This is a genomic window from Rhizobium alarense (assembly GCF_021555155.1).
Taxonomy (GTDB): domain Bacteria; phylum Pseudomonadota; class Alphaproteobacteria; order Rhizobiales; family Rhizobiaceae; genus Rhizobium_D; species Rhizobium_D alarense.
The window spans coordinates 1-22,029 of sequence record NZ_JAKGBU010000039.1 but is presented as its reverse complement, the minus strand read 5'-3'; the positions used below and the strand labels follow the sequence as shown (position 1 = coordinate 22,029).

At 64.9% G+C, this 22,029-nt stretch carries 23 protein-coding genes; 13 read left to right on the top strand and 10 right to left on the bottom strand.

Going from position 1 to position 22,029, the window contains the following annotated elements; genetic code table 11:
- Positions 1 to 21: 21 nt before the first annotated feature.
- From argH to LXM94_RS13655, 4 genes are all read left to right on the top strand, one after another.
- Positions 22 to 1,425, top strand: a complete 1,404-nt coding sequence (gene argH / locus LXM94_RS13670; protein WP_235772023.1) for an argininosuccinate lyase — start codon at positions 22 to 24, stop codon at positions 1,423 to 1,425.
- Positions 1,426 to 1,531: 106 nt separating this feature from the next.
- A complete protein-coding gene (lptM, locus tag LXM94_RS13665) occupies positions 1,532 to 1,723 on the top strand; it encodes an LPS translocon maturation chaperone LptM (protein WP_235772022.1) in 192 nt (63 codons plus the stop codon).
- A 12-nt stretch (positions 1,724 to 1,735) separates the two neighbouring features.
- Positions 1,736 to 3,004, top strand: coding sequence for a diaminopimelate decarboxylase (lysA, locus tag LXM94_RS13660; RefSeq protein ID WP_235772021.1), 1,269 nt, complete (start codon positions 1,736 to 1,738; stop codon positions 3,002 to 3,004).
- A gap of 169 nt (positions 3,005 to 3,173) precedes the next feature.
- Positions 3,174 to 5,840 carry a TIGR02302 family protein gene (locus tag LXM94_RS13655; RefSeq protein ID WP_408015642.1) on the top strand — a complete coding sequence of 889 codons (2,667 nt, stop codon included), beginning with the start codon at positions 3,174 to 3,176 and terminating at the stop codon, positions 5,838 to 5,840.
- A 10-nt stretch (positions 5,841 to 5,850) separates the two neighbouring features.
- On the opposite strand, the gene LXM94_RS13650 is transcribed toward LXM94_RS13655, so the two are convergent.
- The 3 genes from LXM94_RS13650 to LXM94_RS13640 form a co-directional block, all read right to left on the bottom strand.
- Positions 5,851 to 6,210, bottom strand: a complete 360-nt coding sequence (locus LXM94_RS13650) for a response regulator (RefSeq protein WP_235772019.1) — start codon at positions 6,208 to 6,210, stop codon at positions 5,851 to 5,853.
- Between the two features lie 135 nt (positions 6,211 to 6,345).
- Positions 6,346 to 6,891: a hypoxanthine phosphoribosyltransferase gene (gene hpt, locus LXM94_RS13645; protein WP_235772018.1), complete on the bottom strand. Its 546-nt coding sequence runs from the start codon at positions 6,889 to 6,891 to the stop codon at positions 6,346 to 6,348.
- 66 nt (positions 6,892 to 6,957) lie between these two features.
- Positions 6,958 to 7,632 (bottom strand): hypothetical protein, encoded by a 675-nt coding sequence (locus LXM94_RS13640; RefSeq protein ID WP_235772017.1) that lies wholly within the window; start codon positions 7,630 to 7,632, stop codon positions 6,958 to 6,960.
- Positions 7,633 to 7,819: 187 nt separating this feature from the next.
- Here LXM94_RS13640 and ftsE point away from each other — a divergent pair, with 187 nt between their 5' ends.
- The 4 genes from ftsE (at position 7,820) to LXM94_RS13620 (ending at position 11,114) form a co-directional block, all read left to right on the top strand.
- Positions 7,820 to 8,479 carry a cell division ATP-binding protein FtsE gene (gene ftsE / locus LXM94_RS13635; RefSeq protein WP_235772016.1) on the top strand — a complete coding sequence of 220 codons (660 nt, stop codon included), beginning with the start codon at positions 7,820 to 7,822 and terminating at the stop codon, positions 8,477 to 8,479.
- The gene (locus LXM94_RS13630) at positions 8,472 to 9,482 is read left to right on the top strand and encodes a cell division protein FtsX (RefSeq protein ID WP_235772015.1); all 1,011 of its coding nucleotides are present in this window, start codon (positions 8,472 to 8,474) and stop codon (positions 9,480 to 9,482) included. The genes ftsE and LXM94_RS13630 overlap by 8 nt, the downstream gene beginning before the upstream one ends.
- 84 nt (positions 9,483 to 9,566) lie before the next feature.
- Positions 9,567 to 10,247 (top strand): YdcF family protein, encoded by a 681-nt coding sequence (locus tag LXM94_RS13625; protein WP_235772050.1) that lies wholly within the window; start codon positions 9,567 to 9,569, stop codon positions 10,245 to 10,247.
- A gap of 75 nt (positions 10,248 to 10,322) precedes the next feature.
- On the top strand, positions 10,323 to 11,114 hold the full coding sequence (locus LXM94_RS13620; RefSeq protein WP_235772014.1) for a lysophospholipid acyltransferase family protein: 792 nt from the start codon (positions 10,323 to 10,325) through the stop codon (positions 11,112 to 11,114).
- On the opposite strand, the gene LXM94_RS13615 is transcribed toward LXM94_RS13620, so the two are convergent.
- Complete coding sequence (locus LXM94_RS13615) at positions 11,109 to 11,648, bottom strand: gamma-glutamylcyclotransferase (RefSeq protein ID WP_235772013.1); 540 nt, start codon at positions 11,646 to 11,648, stop codon at positions 11,109 to 11,111. The genes LXM94_RS13620 and LXM94_RS13615 overlap by 6 nt on opposite strands.
- A gap of 104 nt (positions 11,649 to 11,752) precedes the next feature.
- Here LXM94_RS13615 and LXM94_RS13610 point away from each other — a divergent pair, with 104 nt between their 5' ends.
- Positions 11,753 to 12,757 carry a DUF2125 domain-containing protein gene (locus LXM94_RS13610; RefSeq protein WP_235772012.1) on the top strand — a complete coding sequence of 335 codons (1,005 nt, stop codon included), beginning with the start codon at positions 11,753 to 11,755 and terminating at the stop codon, positions 12,755 to 12,757.
- A 3-nt stretch (positions 12,758 to 12,760) separates the two neighbouring features.
- On the opposite strand, the gene LXM94_RS13605 is transcribed toward LXM94_RS13610, so the two are convergent.
- Positions 12,761 to 13,690: a prephenate/arogenate dehydrogenase family protein gene (locus tag LXM94_RS13605; RefSeq protein ID WP_235772011.1), complete on the bottom strand. Its 930-nt coding sequence runs from the start codon at positions 13,688 to 13,690 to the stop codon at positions 12,761 to 12,763.
- 104 nt (positions 13,691 to 13,794) lie between these two features.
- Positions 13,795 to 14,544 (bottom strand): class I SAM-dependent methyltransferase, encoded by a 750-nt coding sequence (locus LXM94_RS13600; protein ID WP_235772010.1) that lies wholly within the window; start codon positions 14,542 to 14,544, stop codon positions 13,795 to 13,797.
- Positions 14,545 to 14,633: 89 nt separating this feature from the next.
- Between LXM94_RS13600 and gloB the strand changes: the two genes are divergently transcribed.
- Both gloB and LXM94_RS13590 read left to right on the top strand, forming a co-directional pair.
- Positions 14,634 to 15,404, top strand: a complete 771-nt coding sequence (gene gloB / locus LXM94_RS13595) for a hydroxyacylglutathione hydrolase (RefSeq protein ID WP_235772009.1) — start codon at positions 14,634 to 14,636, stop codon at positions 15,402 to 15,404.
- A complete protein-coding gene (locus LXM94_RS13590) occupies positions 15,404 to 15,832 on the top strand; it encodes a cupin domain-containing protein (protein WP_235772008.1) in 429 nt (142 codons plus the stop codon). Before gloB ends, LXM94_RS13590 begins: the two co-directional genes overlap by 1 nt.
- A 99-nt stretch (positions 15,833 to 15,931) precedes the next feature.
- Here LXM94_RS13590 and yddG read toward each other — a convergent pair whose 3' ends face one another.
- Both yddG and LXM94_RS13580 read right to left on the bottom strand, forming a co-directional pair.
- Positions 15,932 to 16,831 carry an aromatic amino acid exporter YddG gene (yddG, locus tag LXM94_RS13585; protein ID WP_235772007.1) on the bottom strand — a complete coding sequence of 300 codons (900 nt, stop codon included), beginning with the start codon at positions 16,829 to 16,831 and terminating at the stop codon, positions 15,932 to 15,934.
- A 54-nt stretch (positions 16,832 to 16,885) separates the two neighbouring features.
- The gene (locus tag LXM94_RS13580; protein WP_235772006.1) at positions 16,886 to 17,659 is read right to left on the bottom strand and encodes a DUF3108 domain-containing protein; all 774 of its coding nucleotides are present in this window, start codon (positions 17,657 to 17,659) and stop codon (positions 16,886 to 16,888) included.
- A gap of 281 nt (positions 17,660 to 17,940) precedes the next feature.
- Between LXM94_RS13580 and rpmB the strand changes: the two genes are divergently transcribed.
- Together rpmB and LXM94_RS13570 are read left to right on the top strand one after the other, a co-directional pair.
- Entirely contained in the window at positions 17,941 to 18,231 is a 291-nt protein-coding gene (rpmB, locus tag LXM94_RS13575) for a 50S ribosomal protein L28 (RefSeq protein WP_235772005.1), read from the top strand.
- Between the two features lie 115 nt (positions 18,232 to 18,346).
- Positions 18,347 to 18,994, top strand: coding sequence for a VUT family protein (locus LXM94_RS13570; RefSeq protein ID WP_235772004.1), 648 nt, complete (start codon positions 18,347 to 18,349; stop codon positions 18,992 to 18,994).
- Between the two features lie 93 nt (positions 18,995 to 19,087).
- Here LXM94_RS13570 and LXM94_RS13565 read toward each other — a convergent pair whose 3' ends face one another.
- Positions 19,088 to 20,089, bottom strand: coding sequence for an esterase-like activity of phytase family protein (locus LXM94_RS13565; RefSeq protein WP_235772003.1), 1,002 nt, complete (start codon positions 20,087 to 20,089; stop codon positions 19,088 to 19,090).
- A 59-nt stretch (positions 20,090 to 20,148) separates the two neighbouring features.
- A partial coding sequence (cobT, locus tag LXM94_RS13560; protein WP_235772002.1) for a cobaltochelatase subunit CobT occupies positions 20,149 to 22,029 on the bottom strand: 1,881 nt, incomplete at its 5' end.

The window sequence follows — 22,029 nt, the reverse complement described above, 5'->3', positions numbered from 1 at the left end:
CATTCTCCAGATAGGCATCCCATGGCTGACGGCACCTCTGACACGCGTTCCTCCAACCAGATGTGGGGCGGTCGCTTTGCCTCCGGACCGGATGCGATCATGGAGGAGATAAATGCCTCGATCGGTTTCGACAAGAAGCTCTACGCACAGGACATCCGCGGCTCGAAGGCGCATGCAACGATGCTCGCGCATCAGGGCATCATTTCGGCCGAGGATAAAGACAAGATCGTTCACGGCCTCGACACGATCCTGTCAGAGATCGAATCGGGCGCTTTCGAATTCTCCCGGCACCTGGAAGACATCCATATGAATGTCGAGGCGCGGCTTGCCGAGCTGATCGGTCCGGCGGCCGGCCGGCTGCATACCGCGCGCTCGCGCAACGATCAGGTGGCGCTCGACTTCCGCCTCTGGGTCAAGGAAGAGCTCCAGAAGACCGAGCGGTTGCTGACGGGCCTGATCGGTGCCTTCCTCGACCGTGCCGAGGAACATGCCGCGGCCGTCATGCCGGGCTTCACGCACCTGCAGACCGCCCAGCCCGTGACATTCGGCCACCACTGCATGGCCTATGTGGAGATGTTCGGCCGCGACCGCTCGCGGGTTCGCGACGCGATCGAGCGGCTCGACGAGAGCCCGATCGGCGCTGCCGCGCTTGCCGGAACCGGCTATCCGATCGACCGCCACATGACCGCGTCGGCGCTCGGCTTCCGCGAGCCCACCCGCAACTCCATCGATACGGTCTCCGACCGCGATTTCGCGCTGGAATTCCTGTCCGTCGCCGCGATCGCCGCGACGCATCTTTCCCGTCTCGCCGAGGAAATCGTCATCTGGTCGACGCCGCAGTTCGGTTTCATACGGCTTTCGGATTCGTTCTCGACCGGCTCTTCCATCATGCCGCAGAAGAAGAACCCGGACGCAGCCGAACTGGTGCGCGCCAAGACGGGCCGCATCAACGGCTCGCTGGTTGCGCTGCTCACCGTGATGAAGGGCCTGCCGCTCGCCTATTCCAAGGACATGCAGGAGGACAAGGAACAGGTCTTCGACGCTGCCGAGAGCCTGGAACTCGCGATAGCCGCCATGACCGGCATGGTCCGCGACCTGACGGTACGCACGGACCGGATGAAAGCGGCTGCGGGCTCGGGCTACTCGACGGCGACCGATCTCGCCGACTGGCTGGTGCGCGAGGCGGGCCTCCCCTTCCGCGATGCCCATCACGCAACCGGCCGCGCCGTCGCCATGGCGGAGGCGAAATCCTGCGAGCTGGCGGAGCTTTCGCTGGAGGACCTTCGGTCGATCCATGCGTCGATCTCCGCCAGGGTCTACGACGTGCTGACCGTCGAGGCGTCGGTCGCGAGCCGGACCTCCTTCGGCGGCACGGCTCCGTCCGGTGTGCGTCAGCAGATCGCCTGGTGGCGCGAGCGGCTCTGATCGAAATCCGTGCAGGACTCATCAGAAGAATGAGGGTGCACAAGCCGCAGCCTTTTCGCTAAGAGAAAACGACAATTTCGACACGTCCGGCATCGAGGTATCCCGCATGACCTTCAGTGACATCGGCAGACTGGTCGTCGCCATCGCCATGACGGCTGCCGTGCTGTCAGGCTGCGGCCGCAAGGGTGACCTCGACGCGCCCGGCGCCGAACCGGTCGCCCGCTCGGGAACCGACACATCCGGCGATGCGCTGGCGGACGTCGAGGACCGGCCCTTCATCCTCGATCCCCTTCTCTGACGGACCAGACCCGTGAACCATTTCGACTATCGCGACGGCATTCTCTTCGCCGAGGATGTGCCGGTCCCCGAGATCGCCGAGACCGTCGGCACGCCCTTCTATGTCTATTCGACGGCAACGCTCGAACGCCACTACGAGGTGTTCTCCCGCGCCTTCGACGGCGTCGACGCCATGGTATGCTATGCCATGAAGGCGAATTCCAACCAGGCGGTGTTGAAGACGCTCGCCCGGCTGGGTGCAGGCATCGACGTCGTGTCCGAAGGCGAACTTCGCCGCGCGCTTTCCGCCGGCGTGCCTGCCTCGCGCATCATGTTCTCCGGCGTCGGCAAGACGCCGCGCGAGATGGATCTTGGAATTGAGGCCGGCATCTACTGCTTCAACGTCGAGTCCGAACCGGAGCTCGAGGTCCTGAATGCCCGCGCCGTGAAGGCCGGCAGGAAGGCGCATGTTTCCTTCCGCATCAACCCGGACGTCGACGCGCGGACCCATGCGAAGATCTCGACCGGCAAGAAGGAAAACAAGTTCGGCATCTCGTGGGAGCGTGCCCGCGCCGTCTATGCCCATGCGGCGACGCTTTCCGGCATCAGGGTGACCGGCATCGACATGCATATCGGCAGCCAGATCACCGAGCTGCAGCCCTTCGACGACGCCTTCAAGCTGCTCAGGGAGCTGGTCGACACGCTCCGCGCCGACGGCCATACCATCGATCATGTCGACGTCGGCGGCGGCCTCGGCATTCCCTACAAGACCGACAACCAGCCGCCGCCGCTGCCCGACGCCTATGCCGCGATCGTCAAGAACCAGCTTCGCGACCTCAACTGCAGGATCGTGACGGAGCCCGGACGCCTCATCGTCGGCAATGCGGGTATCCTGGTGACCGAGGTTATCTATGTGAAGGACGCCGGCGAGAAGACCTTCGTCATCGTCGATGCCGCGATGAACGACCTGATCCGCCCGACGCTCTACGAGGCCTGGCACGAGATCCAGCCGGTCCGCCTTTCCGCCGCCAGTGCGCCACGCATCAAGGCGGATGTGGTCGGCCCCGTCTGCGAGACCGGCGACTATCTGGCTCTCGATCGCGAGATGGCCATGCCGAAGCCCGGCGATCTGATCGCCGTCGGTTCTGCGGGCGCCTATGGCGCCGTTCAGGCGGGCACATACAACTCGCGCCTGCTGGTTCCCGAGGTTCTCGTCAAGGGCGACCGCTTCCACGTGATTCGGCCGCGGCCGCGCTACGACGACCTCATCGGCCTCGATTCGACGCCCGACTGGCTTGCCTGACGCTACGCGGGACCCGGCACGGCCTGTCTCGCAAGCTCCATTCACATATATTTGCAGTGCAGCGTCGCGGGATTTCCGCCGCTGCCCTCGTCTTCGCCACAAACAGTGTTATCCTTTCGAACCGTGAGGGCATGCACGGTCCTCCCCTGCGGCGCGAACGGGACGAGGACTGATGACGGTCAACGAAAGCAGGCACCCCGCACCCAACTCCTTTGCCGACTTGTCCCGCACACTTCGGTTGAAGCGGTCCCTTGCCCGTGCCGTGCTCTTCGCCGAAGCCCTCCTTCCCCGCCTGTTACCGCTCGTGCTGCTCGTCGCCATTTTCCTCGGCGTCACCTGGTTCGGCTTTTTCCGCCACGTGCCGGGTTGGCTGCATCTTGCCACGCTCGGCGCATTTGCGGTCGCGCTTGCCGTCCTTCTGGCCCGTCTGCCGCACACCGTTTGGCCGAGCGTCGATGAAGCCGATCGCCTGCTCGAGCGCCGCAACGGTCTGAAGCACCAGGCGATCCGGGTCCAGGAGGATCGGCCGGCCGGTGGCGGCCCGATGGCCGAGGCGCTTTGGCGGGAGCACCAGAGCCGCATGGCCCGGATGATCGGCGCGCTCCAGGCCGGCCTGCCGCAGCCCGATATCGCAAGCCATGACCGCAATGCCTTGCGCGCCGTCCCGCTGCTGCTCGTCGCCGTCGCCTTCGCCTTCTCCTATTCCAACCGCGGCGGCCTGCTGTCCGACATCGTCGCCGTTCGCGCGCCGGCGGAGGAGCAGCCCGATGTGCGCATCGACGCCTGGGTGACACCGCCGGCCTATACCGGACGCGCGCCTGTCTTCCTGACGGGCAGCGCGGAAGCGCCGGCCGGCGAAATTCGCATACCGCAGTTCAGCGAACTGACGGTCCGCATCACCGGATCCGACACGGATCGCCCGGTCACCTTCAAGACGGGCGAAGCGGTACAACCGATCGTCATCGGCCCGAAGGAGGAAGAGCCCGAAGAGCACGCCACCGACGACGACGCCGGCGAAGCGGATGCCGAAACAGCGGCGGCAAAGCCCGAACCCGCGGCAACGGCCGGCCAGACGACGACCGAGACGCTCACCTACAAGATCACCCGCGGCGGCGAACTGAATGTCGATGGCCGCAGCTGGTCCTTCTCGATCATCCCCGACCGTGTGCCCGAAATCGCTTTCGACGGCCTGCCGAAGACGACGGTCGCCGCCGCGCTGGAGATCAGCTTCCTCGCCAAGGACGACTACGGCATCCAGAATGCCTGGGCCGAAATCGTGCCGGCGGACGAGCCGAAGAAGGACGCCCGACCGCTCTATCCCGCGCCCGAGTACCGCCTGGACCTGCCGCGCCGCAATGCACGCGATGCCAAGGGCACGACGAGCCGCAATCTCTCCGAACACCCGCTTTCCGGCAAGCGCGTCAAGGTCACGCTGGTCGCGCGCGATGCGGCCGGCCAGGAGGGGCGCAGCCAGCCACAGGAGATGATCCTCCCGGCGAAGAACTTCTTCGAACCCCTGGCGGCTTCGGTTGCGGAGCAGCGCCAGGTCTTCGCGCTCGACGCCAACCGTTTGCCGCATGCGATCGCGCTCAGCGACGCGCTGATGATCCGGCCGGAGGAAACGATACCCAATCTCACGCACTACCTGCTTCTGAAATCCGCGCAGGAGCGCATGCGGCTGGCACGCGACGACGACCAGTTGCGGGAAGCAGCCGACTATCTCTGGGAGATCGCCCTCGGCATCGAGGACGGCAACCTGTCGCTCGCCGACCGGCGCCTGCGCGATGCGCAGCAGGCGCTCGCCGACGCGCTCGAGCGCAACGCCTCCGACGAGGAGATCGCCGAGCTCATGAAGGAACTGCGCGAAGCGATGCAGGCCTATATGGAGGAGCTCGCGCGCCAGGCGCAAAAGAACGGGCAGATGCAGCAGAACGCGCAGCAGCAGGGCCAGATTCTGCGCCAGCAGGATTTGCAGCGCATGATGGACCAGATCGAGAACCTCGCCCGCTCCGGCGCCAAGGATCAGGCCCGTCAGCTGCTCTCCGAAATGCAGCGCATGATGAACAACCTGCAGGCCGGCCGCATGCAACAGCAGCAGGGCCAGCAGAACGACGCGATGCGCCAGCAGATGGACAAGCTCGGCGAACTCATGCAGCAGCAGCAGCAGCTGATGGACCAGACCTTCAACTACGATCAGGCGCTGCGCGATCGCATGCAGCGCGGTGATCCGCAAGGCGAGGACGGGGAGGAGCTCTTCGATCAGCAGCCGGGCGACGGCGGCGAGCAGCAGCAGGACGGCGAGCAGCAATCGCCGACCGACGGCATGACAGCCGAGGAGCTGCGACAGGCGCTGAAAGACCTGAAGGCCCAGCAGGAAGCCTTGTCCAAGCAGCTCGGCGAACTGGAGCAGGCGCTCAAGGGCATGGGCATCGAACCCGGCAAGGGTTTTGGCCAGGCCGGCCGCGAAATGAATGGCGCAGCCGAATCACTCGGCCAGGGCCAGGGTGAATCCGCCGTCGGCAGCCAGGGCCGCGCACTGGAAGCACTGCGCCAGGGTGCGCAGGACATGATGAGCCAGATGCAGGCGATGATGGGTCAGGGCCAGGGTCCCGGCCAGGGTATGCCGCAGGCAGGCCGCAACGGGCGCGATCCGCTCGGCCGCGAACGCCCGACCTCGGCCCACGGTCCGGATTACGACGGCCGCACGCAGATCCCGGAAGAGATCGACATCCAGCGGGCGCGCGAGATCCTCGAAGAAATCCGCCGCCGCCTCGGCACCGGCATGACGCCGGGTCTCGAACGGCAATATCTGGAGCGGCTGCTCGGCCTGCAGTAACGGGCAACGATCAGGCGGCGAGCGCGCGGGCGACGGCCGTGCGGATATCCGGCAGGCTGAAGGGCTTGCTGACCACGTCGACGATCTTGCCGTTGAGGTCGTCCGCCCGCTCCCTCTGTTCCGCGTAGCCGGTCATCAGCAGAATCTTCATGCCCGGGTGGCTGGAATGCGCCCTGTGGGCAAGCTCGATGCCATCCATCACCGGCATGCGGATGTCGGAGAGCAGGAGGTCGAAGGTCGTCCGATCGAGTGCCTCGAGGCCGGCGGCGCCGTCAGGCGCCTCGACCGTCTCGTGCCCGTCGAGACGCAGGGCCCGTGCGACAAAGATGCGCAAGGAGTCCTCGTCCTCGGCGATCAGGATCCTGGCCATCAATCCCCCTTTCATGCCGCTCATGCGGCCGGTTCGCGGTGTCTCCACCGCATGTGCAAAGCCCGCCCGGTCCCGAAGAGACCAGACTTTTCTTTGCGATCGGTAAACGGCCGGGGAGAGGATTTGCAGGTGCGACTATTCGGCGTCGCCCGTGACGATGCCGACGAAGGGAAGCTCGCGGAAGGCATAGGCAACATCCATGCCGTAGCCGACGACGAAATAGTCCGGGCATTCGAAGCCGACATAGTCCGCTTCGAGCTCCGTCTGGCGCTTGACCCGCTTGTCGAGCAAAACTGCGATCGTCACGTTGCGCGCGCCGCGTTCCAGCATCAGTTCCTTGGCGAACCGCAGCGTGCGGCCCGATTCCAGGATGTCGTCGATCAACAGGATGTCGCGTCCGTGCACATCGCTATCGATGTCCTTGATGATCCTGACGCCCTGGGAGACCGTTCCGGCCCCATAGCTCGACAGTGTGATGAACTCGACTTCCGGCGCCATGCCGGTCGAATGCATGGCGCGGATCAGGTCGGCCGCGAAGATGAAGGAGCCCTTGAGCACGGAGATGACCAGCAGGTCCTCGGTCGGACCTTCCTTGATCTGGGTCGCCAGTTCCGCGTTGCGGGCAGCGATCTGCTCCGCGCTATAAAGGGTGTCGATCTTCTTTCCGCGGACGATGTGCATCGCGACTTGCTCCGGTTTTGCTCGACGGACGCTCGATCCGAGCGCGTTTTCCCGCGCTTAGCACAGTCACCGGGTCTTGGCATCCGCCGAGATCAAGGAAACCGTCACTTTCGGCAGCGCGCCGCCGGCATAGGGAAGCGTCACCGTGAAACGGCGCTCCCCTCCGGCGGGCAACACCGCTTCGGCAGACGTGACCCGCGTCGAAAGAGCGGCGTCCGGCCGGTCGATCGCGACGAGGAGATCCGGCACCGCGAGGCTGCCGGACGTGTTGTTGCGAACGCCGCCCCGCACGGTGATCACCTTCATGCCGTCGCGATCCCGCACGACATGGGAAAGTCCGACGATCTCGAGAGGTGCGGCACGACCGGCGATCGCCTCCCTGAGAAGGGAAAAGCCGCCGCACACAAGGAAGACAGTGAGCGACAGGATCAGGACGAAACTCGTGAAGACCTGTGCCGGCAGCATTTGCAGAAGACGTTCGGCAAGACGCGCCGCGGTTGCCGCCCCGAGAGACAGAAGCGAGACCGTCCGGCCCGCGAGGTCCGTCGATACGCTGCCGCGTCGATTGTCGTTCGGTGCCTGCCTTGGCCTGCGGTCGGAAGGAGGGACCAGCACGACGAAATGCGCGTCGACCACCTCGAACCGGTGCTGGGGCCGGGCAATCGCGGCGTTCCGGACGGTCGGGGGAATGAGATCGACCCGGTTCGCATCGCCGTCGCTCCTGAAGCGGAAAGCACCCATGAACGACCTCCCTCGGCATTGGCGGATGCACGCGTCACCCGTGAAAAACGGGCATTGAATCGAATCCTTACGAATCGTAAACCATATTGGTTAATGCTTTGGAAACCGGCCTTGGATGGGCCTAGATTCCATGCGATTCGCGATCAGGCAGCAGGCCGAACCAGGCGCGGAAAATCAGGTAACACCGTTGATTCATTTCGAGAATGTCGGATTGCGCTATGGGATGGGCCCGGAGATCCTCCGCGACCTCACCTTCGACATCCCCGGACGCTCCTTCCAGTTCCTGACCGGTCCGTCGGGTGCCGGCAAGACGACGCTGCTGCGTTTGCTTTTCCTGTCGCTGCAGCCGACCCGCGGCCTCATCCGCTCCTTCGACCGAGACATATCGACGATCCCGCGCGAAGAACTGCCGATGTTGCGGCGTCGGATCGGCATCGTCTTCCAGGATTTTCGCCTGCTGGACCATCTGACGACCTACGAGAATGTCGCACTGCCGCTGCGGGTGCGCGGCAAGGAGGAATCGTCCTACCGGGCCGATGTGCTGGAGTTGCTGAAATGGGTCGGACTCGGCGAACGGATCAATGTGCTGCCGCCGGTTCTTTCGGGCGGCGAGAAGCAACGCGCGGCGATCGCCCGTGCCCTGATCGACCGGCCGGAACTGTTGCTGGCGGACGAGCCCACGGGCAATGTCGACCCGCCGATGGCGCGCCGTCTGCTGAGCCTCTTCCTCGAACTCAACCGGCTCGGCACCGCCGTCGTCATCGCCACCCACGATCTGTCGCTGATGGACCAGATCGACGCACGCCGCATGATCCTCTCACAGGGGAGGCTCGATATCTATGACTGACGACCAGCCGTCCCATCCGACGACGCCCTCTGCGGCGGAGCGGCGCCCGCCGATGCAGGTGCGGCCAACCGCGCCGATCGTGCCACCGTCGAATGTTTCGGGCAATGCGCTGATGCTCGTCATCGCCATCATGGCCTTCCTGGCCTGCCTCACGTTCGGCGCGGTCAGCATGGTGCGGGCGACGGCGGCGAGCTGGCAGAGCGAAATCTCCCGCGAGATCACCATCCAGATCATGCCGGACGAGACCGTCGACATGGATGCGGCCCTGCGCGACGCGCGCGATCTGGCGCTGACCTTCGACGGTACGCGCGACGGTCAGATCGTCGACAGGGCAGCCACGGCCCGCCTGCTTGAGCCATGGCTCGGTGAAGGCCTCAATCTCGACGAACTGCCCGTGCCGCGCCTCGTCGTCATCACGATCGACGAACAGTCCCCGCCCGATTTCGCGGCGATCCGGACGGCGCTTGCGGAAAAGGTACCGGGCGCGACGCTCGATGACCATCGCACCTGGGTCGACCGGCTCGTTGCCATGGCCCGCACGACCGCGATGATCGGCACCGGCGTGCTCGTCCTCGTCTTCTCCGCCATGGTGCTGACAGTCGTCTTCGCGACGCGCGGCGCACTTTCCGGCAACCGGCACATCGTCGAAGTGCTGCATTTCGTCGGCGCGGAGGCGGGTTTCGTCGCCTCCGAATTCCAGAAGCACTTCCTCAAGATCAGCCTCAAAGGGTCGTTTGCGGGCGGCGCGCTGGCCGCGCTCTTTTTCGCGATCGCCGGCTACTGGCAGTCCCGGTCGCTGGCAACGCCCCAGAGCGACCAGGCAACGGCTCTCTTCGGCACCTTCTCCATGGGGTTTACCGGTTACCTCGGCATCGCGGCAACCATGGTCGTCATCGCCACCCTGACGACGCTCACGGCCCGCTTCACGGTCATGCGCACGATCTACGAGATAGACCAGATCCGGTCCGATCCGGCCCGCAGCGATGGATTGCCCAATGGGTAGCGACGCAAGAAAATGCGACTACACCTCGCCGCAATCCTCGGCTACGAAGGAATCATGAAGGCGATGGGCGAGTCCGGGACGGACATGTCCGGTCATGCACCGGTTGGCAGGCGGTGGCGGATTCGTCCGCTGCGCCGTCTGGTGCGCGTCTTCCTGTCGGTAATGCTGCTCTGCCTCGCGATTGTGGTCGGTGGCTTCCTGTATTTCGCGGAGACGGTCGCCAGCATGCAGCCGCCCGACGATCCCAAGGCCGACGCGATCGTCGTGCTGACCGGCGGATTCCAGCGTATCGATCAGGCGATCGAACTGCTTGACAAGGGCGTCGGCCAGCGTCTGTTGATCAGCGGCGTGCACCCGACGACGAGCAGCACCCAGATCCGCAAATTCACGCAAAGTTCGTCGTCGCTCTTCGAGTGCTGCATCGACATCGGCTACGATGCGCTGGACACGATCGGCAACGCCAACGAAACCGCCAAGTGGATCAGCGACCACGGCTACCGCCACGTGCTTGTCGTCACGAACAACTACCATATGCCGCGCAGCCTTCTCGAACTGAGGCGTAGCGACAGGAAGACCGACTTCATCTCCTATCCGGTGGTCAATTCAGACCTGAAGAGCCGCAACTGGCTCTCGGAGCCGATGGTGATGAAGACCATGCTGTCGGAATACATGAAGTACTCGCTGGCGACGCTGCGCGATCTGACCGGAACCGGCTGGTCCACCGGCCTTCGCCAGGATTCCGCGCGCCAGGCCTCGCTCGACTGATCTGCCTGAACGCCGTTTGCGAAAACGGCGGCAACCGTGTAGGCAGGCGGCAATGCCGCGGAGAAGTCCTGCCCGATGATCGTCGTACGTTCCGTACTGTTCAATATCGCGTTCTACCTGAATCTCATCGCCCAGATGGTCGTGCTGACGCCGGTCTACTTCCTCCTGCCGCGCAAGAAGGCCTACATCGTCCCGAAGAACTGGGTGAGGACGAACCACTGGCTCTTCAAGGTCATCGTCGGCGCCACCTTCGAGATCGAAGGCCTCGAGAACATCCCGAAGAGCAGCTACATCTTCGCCCCCAAGCACCAGTCCTTCTGGGACGCTTACGCACTCCTGCCCTGGCTTGACGATCCCTTCTACATCCTGAAGCGCGAGCTCACATGGATCCCGCTCTTTGGTTGGTACGTGCTCAAGCAGCGCATGGTACCGGTCAATCGCGGCGCGCGCGGCAAGATCATGGCGGAAGTCATGGAGCGCACGAAGCGCGAAATGGCGAGCGGGCGCCAACTCATCATCTATCCGGAAGGCACCCGCCGTCCGCCGGGCGCACCGCCCGAATACAAATACGGCATCGCGCGACTCTATCGCGATCTCAAGGTGCCGGTCGTGCCCGTCGTGATGCATCCCGGCCTTTTCTGGCCGCGCCGGAAGTTCCTGCGCTTCCCCGGCCACTTCAAGGTCCGCATTCTGCCGCCGGTCGCGCCCGGCATGGATCCGGACGCCTTTCTCGCCCATCTGATCGAGGTCATGGAGAGCGCCAGCGACCGGCTGCTCATCGAAACCGCCGAGGCCAATCCGCACGTTCCGCTTCCCGAAACCGCCGCGACCCGCCTTGCCGAACTGCGCCTGCGCGAGACTTCATGATCCCAGGCCGGCACTGAAGGCCGCGGCCATGCGGCCAACCTCCTCGAGCCAGTGATCGCGGATGCCCATGTCGCGCAGATGGGCGAGCGTATTCGTCACATAGTCGATGTTCGGCCCGGATCTGCCGACAGCCCGGCTGACCGTTTCCGCTGCCTCCGCCGTGGCCAAGGCCCCGGCATATTGCCGATGCCCGCGGTCGATCACATAGGCGAGCGCCGGCCTGCGGACGCCGCCCGGCAGCGATACTGGCAGGATCCGTTCGCGATAGACATGCGTGACCAGTTCGCGTTCGCGCAGATAGGCAAGCACGGCCGGCCAGCTGTCAGGCGAAACGCGGAAGGCCATGCCGCGGCAGGATCCGCCGCGATCCAGACCGAGCACGAGACCCGGATCCTGTTCCGTGCCGCGATGGACCCAGGAGCGGACGCACAGCGAGCGGCGATAGCCGTGGAGATGGGCAGGAAGGCTCTCTTCGACCTCGAAACCGGGATTCCACATGAGGGAACCGTAGCCGAAAACCCAATTCTCGTTCATATCCAAGCGTACCTGCCGCCATCATCGAAAAGCCGCCGCAATTGGCCGCTCTTTCGAAAGATATAACCAAATCACCTTTGCCTCGCCACCTTGCGGAGACCAGCATGGCCGTTTCAGAACAGCAGATCGCCAGTCCCTATGGCCGACGGCTGAAAGGGCTGACGATCGGCGTCGTTGCCGTCGCGGTGCTCTATACGGGTGCCTGGTTCTATGGAGCGGGCAAGGTCAGAACACTGCTCGAGGAGCGCTTCGCAGACGAAAGCGGTCCCGTCGTCGTTGCCTGCCCCAATCTCGACCTGCGTGGCTTTCCCTTTCGCATCGGCGTCTTCTGCGATTCCGTCCGGATCGATGACAGCGGCTCCGGAACGTCCCTGACGCTCGGCGCCCTCCGCTCGGCGGCGCAGGTCTACCGGCCGGGCCATGCGGTCGTCGAGGTCGATGGTCCGGCCCAGCTGCGGGTCTCGCCCGGCCTCATCGTCAGCGCGGACTGGGATCTGATGCAGGCGAGCGGCGTTGCCGGCACGGACGGCCTCGACCGCGGCTCGCTGGCGCATGACGGCCTGCACGGCGGCATCGCCGGCGGCCTTTCGGGCAATCGCGCGCGCTTCGAGGCGCGGCACGGGGAGGCACACCTGCGCCGCAATGCAAAGGCGCTGGATGCCGCCGTGAGCTTCGACGACCTGCTGTTCCGGATCGGCGACGAAGCATTGCCCACGGTTGACGCCGAGGCGGACCTGACGGTGGCGGATGCTGCAGGCTGGCTCGCGGGCCGCATGCCCCGAGACATTGCCTCTGCGGCTCTTCGCGGCGACCTTCGCCGCCTCTCGCTCGATCTTGGCGACGGCGTCGCGGCAACGCTGTCGGGCACCTTCGCCTTCGACGCGAACGGACTGCTCTCCGGCAGCTTCGAACTCGACATGCGGGACATCGCGGCGTGGCGGTCCGTTGCCGCGAAGGTGTTTCCGCAGGAACGCGACCTTGTCGACAACATCGCCGACACCGTAACGGCACTTTCCGGCGACGGCCGGAACGCCGGCGTCAATCTGACCGTGACCGAGGGGACGATCTATATGGGCGTGATCCCGCTCGGCGTTCTGCCGCCGCTCTGAACATCAGGATTTGGATCCGTCGGCGGGACGGCCGAAATTCGGCGCCGCCGTGTCCTGGCCTGCATCGATGATCGACCGGCGAATGGCACGGGTGCGGGTGAAGAGGTCGAAGAGCTTTTCGCCGTCGCCCCAGCGGATCGCCCGCTGCAGATAGGCGAGGTCTTCCGAAAAGCGGGCGAGCATCTCCAGAATGGCGTCCTTGTTGTGCAGGCAGACATCGCGCCACATGGTCGGATCGGACGCCGCCAGGCGCGTGAAATCGCGGAAGCCGGAGGCCGAGTACTTGATCACCTCGGATTCCGTGACCGTCTCCAGGTCGTCGGCGGTGCCGACGATGTTGTAGGCGATGATGTGCGGCAGGTGCGAGACGATCGCGAGCACCTTGTCGTGGTGTTCCGTGTCCATCTCGTCGACCTTGGAGCCGAGCGCTTCCCAGAAGGTCGCGAGCTTCCGCTTCGCCGCCTTGTCGGTGCCGTGCACGGGCGTCAGGATGCACCAGCGGCCCTGGAAGAGTTCCGGGAAGCCGGCATCCGGACCGGAATGCTCGGTGCCGGCAAGCGGATGGCCCGGAATGAAATGCACGTTGCGCGGCATGTGCGGCAGCATCTGCGCGACGACGGAGGCCTTGGTGGATCCGACGTCGGTGACGATCGCACCCGGCATCAGATGCGGGGCGATCTCCTCCGCCACACTTCCTGACGCGCCGACGGGAACGGACACGATGACGAGATCCGCGTCTTTCGCCGCCTCGCCTGCATCAAGCGTATAGGACGTGCCAAGATCGAGCGCGCGCGCCCGGTCCAGCGTCGGCTGGCTGCGCGTGGCGATCGCCACCTCGCCGGCAAGACCCTTCTGCCGGACAGCGCGGGCGATGGAGGAGCCGATGAGACCGATACCGATGAGAGCGATTTTATCGAACTGCTGCCCTGACATATGTGCACCTTCCGCCGTGCGATCTCGCGACCGCGACATCCGCGAAGGGCGGCCATGGCGGGTCTCGTGGTGGGATTAGCGGCGTTGCGGCGGCTTGTCGAGCCCTATGACGCGGCACTGCCGCGCGTCGTCGGCACGCCCTGCGGTGCGATCACCGGCACGAAGACGCGACGCGACGCGCGGGCAGCGACGGGCAGGCCCTGATAGAGACGCTTCTGCGCCTCCACGACGATGACGCCGGAAAAAAGCGGCCAGAGCAGCCGCCCCATCCGCTCGAAGCCTCCGCCCAGCTTCTGCACGCTGCGCCGCTTCGAGGGCGGGAAGAACAGTGCCTCTGCCGTCGCGCCCGGCGTGAAATTCGTCTCGCGCAGGAGATGCGTCAGCTGGCGGCGTGAATAGGGCCGGCCGGAGCCGAAAGGCGTGTGTTCCATCCGGGCCCAGACGCCGCGCCGGTTCGGCACAACGATGACGAGCCTGCCGCCGGGCGCCAGGATGCGCCAGAGTTCCTTCATGGTCTCGCGCGGGTTTTCCGCAAATTCCAGCGAATGAACCATCAAGACCCGATCGATCGACGCGTCCGGAAGCGGCAGTTCCTCATCGAAGACAAGGGCTGTCGTGGAGAGTTCGCCGAGCGGCCAGTTGACCGCCCCCTGCCCCGCCGGCATGAAGGCGAAGGTTCGCTCGGTATCGGCTCTGAACCGGTCCAGATAAGGCACGGCATAGCCGAGACCCACCAGCCTCTCCTCCGGCATGCGTGCCCAGATGGCAGAAAGCGCCATGGCAATCGAATGTTCGGCGAGCCGGCCGAGGGCCGAATAATAGAATTCTCGAAGGTCGACGATGTCGGCGTGCATGCCGCAGATGTTAGCGACCGACCGTTGGACTTCAAGGCCGCAACCCCTACATTCGCCTCGACAATGGAAAACGAACCGGCGGAGACTGCATGACCACGCTCGAAATTGAACTCTTTCCCTGTCGCAGCGACAATTTCGGCGTCCTGGTCCACGAACCGGCAACGGGCGCGACGGCGAGCATCGACGCCCCGGAGGAGAATGCCGTGGTCGACGCACTCATCCGCCGCGGCTGGAACCTCACCCATATCTTCACGACGCACCACCATACCGACCATGTCGAGGCGAATCTCCCCCTGAAGCAGAGATTCGGCGCGGAGATCATCGGGCCTAAGCGGGAGGCGACACGCATCCCCGGCCTCGACCGGCCCGTCGACGATGGCGACCGTTTCGACTTCGCCGGACATCCTGTGGACGTTATCTGGACACCCGGCCACACGGCGGGCCATATCTGCTATCATCTTCCGAAGGACCGGCTGCTCTTCGCGGCCGACACGCTGTTCGCCCTCGGCTGCGGCCGCCTGTTCGAGGGGACGCCGGCCGACATGTGGCGCTCCCTATCGAAGCTCGCCCTCCTGCCGGACGACACCGCGGTCTTTTTCGGCCACGAATACACACTGTCGAATGCCCGCTTTGCGCTGACGATCGACCCGGGCAATGCCGACCTCGTCGCAAGGGCGGCAGCGATCGAGGAGGCCCGCGCCGCCGGTCGCTTCACGGCCCCGACGACAATCGCTCTTGAAAAGGCGACCAACCCCTTCCTGCGCGCCGGCGATCCCGAGATCCGGCGCCATCTCGACCTCGCCGACGCCGCTAATCACGAGGTCTTCGCAGAAATTCGGGCCCGCAAGGATCGTTTCTGATGGAGGCGCGTGTGATCATCGAAACGCTCGGCATGCAGCGTCATCCAGAAGGCGGCTGGTATGTGGAAACATTTCGCGATTCCCGGGGCGGCATGCGTGGCCACTCAACAGCGATCTACTATCTGCTGGAAAGAGGTGAGCAATCACACTGGCACCGGGTAACCGACGCGGTGGAGATCTGGCATCACTATGCCGGCGATCCTCTGGCGCTGATGCTCTCTGCAGACGGAACCGCGGTCGAGACGCTCGTGCTCGGACCCGATATCGCCGCCGGCCAGCGGCCGCAGGGCGTGGTGCCGGCCAATGCCTGGCAGTCGGCGGAACCGCTCGGTGACTGGACCCTCGTCGGCTGCACCGTCGCGCCCGGCTTCGATTTCGCGTCCTTCGAGATGGCGCCTGCCGGCTGGCGGCCGGGGACGCCCGGCTAGAGCATTTCCAGTCGAAGCGGAATCGCTTCGACGTCGGATAATGCGGTAAAAACAAAACTCTAGAGTATTTCCAGTGATCCCGTTTTCACCGGAAATACTCTAGACGCGTTCCGCTACGGCGTCACCCGTCGCCGGCCGGCGACGGAAGATCATGTCCTGCGCGGCGACGATCGCTCCGCCGGTGACGAGCAGGCAGGCCGCAGCGATCCGCCAGGACGGTTCCGCGAAACCTGCCGTGACGAGGATGAGGGTCGACAGCAAGGGCGCGGCGTAGCTCGCCGCACCGAGAATCTGGATGTCGCCGTTCTTGACCCCGAAGTCCCAGGCATAGAAGGCCGCGCCAACGGGGAGCAGACCGAGACCAAGCACCGCGAACCACTCGAACCCGGTCGCGGGCCAGACGGTTGTCTCGAGCGCGAGATGGCATAGCAGCGACAACACGGACGTGGCGAGGCAGAAGCCGGTCACCACATCGGTCGAGACCGCCTCGAACCGGCGGGTGACGAGTGAATAACCCGCCCAGGTGAAGGCGCAGAGGAACGCTGTTCCATAACCGATCGCATAGGCGCCGTCGAAATCGATGCCGTTGCGGCCGACGATCAGCGTCGTGCCGGCAAGACCGGCAAGCGCCCCCGCCACATGGTACCAGCGCAGCCGCTCGCCCGGCAGCATGGCGGAACCCACGACGATGAAGAGCGGCCAGAGATAGGCGATCAGTCCCGCCTCCACCGCCGGGGCGTTGCGCAGGGCCGTGAAATAGAGGAAATGATAGCCGAACAGGCCGGCGACGCCGACGAACCAGACCTTTGCCGGCTGCCTCAGCAGCGCCAGGCGTCCGGGCCGCGCTATCAGAACGGCAATGCCCGGCAAGCTGCCGATCAGGAAGCAGATGGCCGAAAGCTGGAACGGCGGAATTTTCCCCGATGCGGCGGTGAAGAGCGCCAGCAGCGCCCACATCAGAATGGCGGTGAACCCGATCAGGGTTGCCCGTAACCTCATGCCCAACCCTCCAGTGACAGGCATCCCGACGGCGAACCGTCGATTCCGGTCGGCCTAGTCGCCGAAACGTGTCGCGGAGACGGTCACGGGGCCGAGCGATGTCGGGATGCGTGCGAAGACAGGAGCATATACATTGACACCGTCCGCCTTGGCAAACCAGATTTCCATCGTGCTCAGCTTGCGCAGGTACTCGACGTCGTGGCGCCCCTTGCGATAGCCCGACTTCGGGATGAAGCGGATGCCGCAGACGAGCGCCTCGCCCTCGAATCCCTGTGTCGAAAAGGGCTTCGACCCCTTGGGCGTCAGCTTGATATCCATGCGCGATTCCCCATCGAAGATCGGCAGCGTCTGCGGGCAGACCCGTGCATCGGCGGGAAAGATCAGGCCGGAAATCGGATCGAGCACGGATCGCATGTCGCGGGAGGTGACGGGAATCCAGTTCTCGGGCTTGCGCCGCTCCGGCACCATGCTCGCCCGCACGACATTGCCGTTGCGGAAGGTGACATCGATCCTGCGCCCGCGCTTGCCGCTCTGGTAGGTCATCGAGTATTTCGATGCCCGCAATCCGTTGCGGCCGACCGTGCCGCTGACGGCGGTGGTGCCGCGTGTGCTCGCCAGGATGTCGGCAAGCCCGGCGGAACTCATGCTGCCGGAAATCGTGTACCGGTTGCCGGAAAACTCCGATCGGAAGGATGCGATGGCAACGGGAAGGCCGGACAGGCGGATGCTGTAGTCCGTCTGGTGCTCGGCGGAGGATGCCCGCCCCGTGATCGGCGCAAGGCCGAGCGCGATCGTGACGATGGCTGCTGCGACGGACCGCAATTTCATGCTGCAACGGCTCCACGGGTGACAGAAGGGACTTTGGGGCGCATAGAAGTTCTTTGCGGCATTTCTGCGCCTCGCATGGTTCAGCACCTGTGGTCCTGCCTGCTCTAATGCCTGGATAAGGCGCCAGTTTGCAACCGATTTCCAGCAGCGCTGCAGGTTTGGCTTGACGCCACCGTCCGGTATGACTATAGAACCGCAACTTTCCAATAAGGCCAGATGGACTGCGGCCGGGCACGGCACCGGAAGCGTATTGTCCAAACCGCAAGAAAAATAGGTGTACCATGTCCCGTAGTTGCGAATTGACCGGCAAAGGCGTCATGTCGGGCAACAATGTGAGCCACGCGAACAACAAGACCAAGCGCAAGTTCCTGCCGAACCTGTGCAACGTCACGCTGATCTCCGACGCGCTCGGCCAGCGTTTCCGCCTTCGCGTCTCCGCTGCAGCCCTTCGCTCTGTCGAACACCGCGGCGGCCTCGACGCCTTCCTCCTGAAGGCCGACGAGACCGAGCTGTCGATGCGTGCCCGCCTGCTGCGCCGCCAGATCGCCAAGAAGACCGCCGAAGCCGCCTGATCCGACGCTTTCGTCCCGTGCGACTTTGCTCAAGGCTTGTCCGGCATCCGGCCAGGCCTTGATGTTTTGAAGCCGTCGTCGTCCTCCAGCTGGTGGCATCTCCCAGGATAAAAAAATGCGAATGAACCGCACGACCCTCGTCTATATCCTCCTGATGACGCTTGTCGTCGTCGCTTCGAACATCCTCGTGCAATATCCGCTGCCGGGTACATTTGCGGGTATCAACCTCGCGGATCTGCTGACCTACGGCGCCTTCACCTATCCGGTCGCCTTCCTGATCACCGACCTGACGAACCGCCAGTTCGGCCCGCGCGTCGCACGGCGGGTCGTTGCCGCCGGCTTCGCCGTCGCCGTGATCTTCTCCTTCGCCGTTGCCGCGCCCCGCATCGCGATCGCCTCCGGCTCCGCTTTCCTCGCCGGCCAGCTTCTCGACATATCCGTGTTCAACAGGCTGCGCCGCCAAAGTTGGTGGCGGGCGCCGCTGATCGCCTCCCTGATCGGCTCGGCACTCGACACGGCCCTGTTCTTCTCCTTCGCCTTCGCGCCGGCCTTCGTCGTCTTCGGGCCGAACGACGACTTCGCGATCGGCAGCGCGCCGCTCTTCGGCGCGCTTGCGTTCGAGGCGCCGCGCTGGATCTCCTGGGCGCTCGGCGATTTCTGCGTCAAGGTTATGGTCGGCGTGCTCATGCTGCTGCCCTATGGCGCGCTGATGAGCACGCTGAAGCCCATGCCCGGCGTGGGCGGAGCGGGCAAGGCGGCCTGACCCGGCAACATTTGTCACCGAGACCGGCCGGGTACGCCACCCGGTCGTTTTCATTCGGCAGGAGACTTGAGAGCCTGCGAAGCAGCCCGAACGTCAGTCGCCGTTCGTCAGGCGAAACTCCAGCATCAGATTGCGCTGGAGAATGGAGTGGTTGTCGTCCGAAACGACGATGATCCGGATGTCTCCGTCCGGCATGACGACGACATCAAGCCCCTCCATGTTGTCGATCTGATGGCTCATGTCGGCATCGATCAGCACGTCGCCGTCGACGACGGCTCCCGGCTCTATATCTTCGCCGGCGATGCGGCGGATGCGCATGCCGACGCCGTCGGAAAGGCGAAAGCGTCTTTCAAGCAGCAGCAGGTCGCCGTCGGGCAGAAACGCTGCATCCGTGACGTCCCACGGATCCTGCCGCCGCACGCGGAATTCGCCGCGCATCGGTCCTTCGAGGACCGCCGCGTAGAGGTCGCCGTTCTCGTCAAGGCTGCGCTCGGCGACAACGACCGGCACCATGCCGAGGGGAGAGGTCGCAGGCGCGACCGCAAGAGCCTCCAGGCCCTGGTTGCTCCTCAGTTCGCTCCGGTCGAACGGGATGTCGAGGCTGCCGACCGGCGGCTTCGCAACGAAATCGGCCCCGCCATATTCGTCTATCCGGTGCCTCTGCTCGAAGCTGACGAGGACGCGGTCACCGGAAAGCGCAAGCCCTTCGGCATCCACCAGGCCCTTGAACATCTGCGCGCGCCCGTCCTCTGCCATCATCGAGGCAACCGTGACGTCGGAAAGCGCCTCGATCCGGCCTTCCCTGTCCCGCACGACCTTGCCGGTCAGCCAGTGGCCGGTATCGAGAATCGCCAGGAAGGTCTGCCGGTCCTCGCCGAAGCGGATGCCGGACATCGCGCCGAGCAGCGGATTGGTCGAGGAATAGGTGACACCGCCGATGAATTCCAGCGCGCCGAAATTCTTGCGGTCGTTGCCGATCGCGAACTGGGCGATAACGCGGCTGGTGACCGGAACGGCCGTATCCTCCGCGCGCGTGGCGCCCAAGGCGATTGAGACAAGAACTGTCGCGGCGAGGAGCAAGGAGACGGGCTTCACATGAGGCCGCCTTCTGTCGCTCGCGCGTATCCTCGGTGCCGTGCGTTCCGCAAGACCCCTCATGCGGTCCGGCGCATACGGCCGGTCCTCCTCGACGCACCCTCGTCGGCGAAGAGGGCCGCAAGCTGCTCGGTCATGGCGCCGGCGAGTTCGTCCGCGTCGACGATCGTGACGGCACGGCGATAGTAGCGCGTGACGTCGTGGCCGATGCCGATCGCCAGCAGTTCGACGGGTGAGCGCGTCTCGATCTGCTCGATCACTGCCCGCAGATGACGCTCGAGGTAGTTTCCGGGATTGACCGACAGCGTCGAGTCGTCAACCGGAGCGCCGTCCGAGATCATCATGAGGATGCGCCGCTGTTCGGAACGCGCCAGCAGCCGGTTGTGCGCCCAAATCAGCGCCTCCCCGTCGATGTTCTCCTTGAGCAGCCCCTCGCGCATCATGAGGCCGAGATTGCGGCGCGCCCGCCGCCAGGGCGCATCCGCCGACTTGTAGACGATATGGCGAAGGTCGTTAAGCCGACCCGGCGACTGCGGCTTGCCGCCGGCAAGCCATTTTTCGCGCGACTGCCCGCCTTTCCAAGCCTTGGTGGTGAAGCCGAGGATCTCCACCTTGACGCCGCAACGCTCCAGCGTCCGGGCGAGGATATCGGCGCAGGTGGCGGCGACGGTGATCGGCCGCCCGCGCATCGAACCCGAATTGTCGATCAGCAGCGTCACCACCGTGTCGCGGAAATTCGTGTCCTTTTCCCGCTTGAAGGAAAGCGGTTGCATCGGATCGATCACAATGCGCTGCAGCCGTGCGGTGTCCAGGTAGCCTTCTTCGAGATCGAATTCCCAGGATCGGTTCTGCTGCGCCATCAATCGGCGCTGCAGCCGGTTCGCCAGCCGCCCGACGGCGCCCTGCAGATGGGCGAGCTGCTTGTCGAGGAAGGCGCGCAGACGGTCCAGTTCCGACTCGTCGCAAAGCTCCTCGGCAGTAATCGTCTCGTCGAACTCCTCGGTGAAAACCGTATAGTCGACCTTCTCGTTGAAATCCGAGAACGGATGGTTCGGACGGCGCACCTCACCGGGCGTCTCACTGTCGTCGCTGTCGTCATCGACGAGATCGTCGTCGGATATTTCCGCGCCGTCCATCTCGCCTTCGTCCATCTGGTCGTCGGAGGTTTCGTTCTCGTCCGCCGGCGCGGCGTCGTCGCCCGCCTCCTCCTCGGAGGTGCTGTCGTCCTGCTCGTCGCTGCGCGGCTGGTCCTCGTCGGTCTCGCTGTCCTGGTCGTCGGGCTCGACGTCGTCATCGCCGTACTGTTCGGCGACATTCATCGAGGCGAGCATGTTGCGCACGACGCGGGAGAAGGCCTGCTGGTCGGTAAGAGCGGCCGACAGGCCCTGCATGTCCCGGCCGGCCTTCTCTTCGATGAAATCGCGCCAGAGATCGAGCACCCGGCCCGCCGACGCCGGCGGCTTCGTGCCGGTCAGCTTCTCCCGGACGAGCAGCGCGACGGCCTCCTCGAGCGGTGCATCGGCCTGCCGGCTGATCGCCCCGAAATTCGCCTTGGCATATTTTTCCGAGAGCATCGAACCGAGATTGGCCGCCATGCCGCTCATGCGCGTGGCGCCGATCGCTTCGACGCGCGCCTGCTCGACGGCATCGAAAATGGCACGCGCGTCGGCACCCTGCGGCGACATGGTCGCGTGGATGCGGGCATCGTGGCAGGCCTTGCGCAACGCCATGGAATCGCCGAGCCCGCGCGTGACCGCGAGTTCCTCGCGCGTCGGCCGCTTGGAAATCTCCGGCAACCGCATCCGCTCGCCGGTCATGCCGGGCCGTTCGTTGGCGAAGCTCACCTCTATCTCCGGATCGCCGGCAATCGAACGGATGCAGCCCGTCAGCGCCCGCCGGAACGGTTCCGCGTCGATCGGGGCACCGGGTCTTGGTTTGGA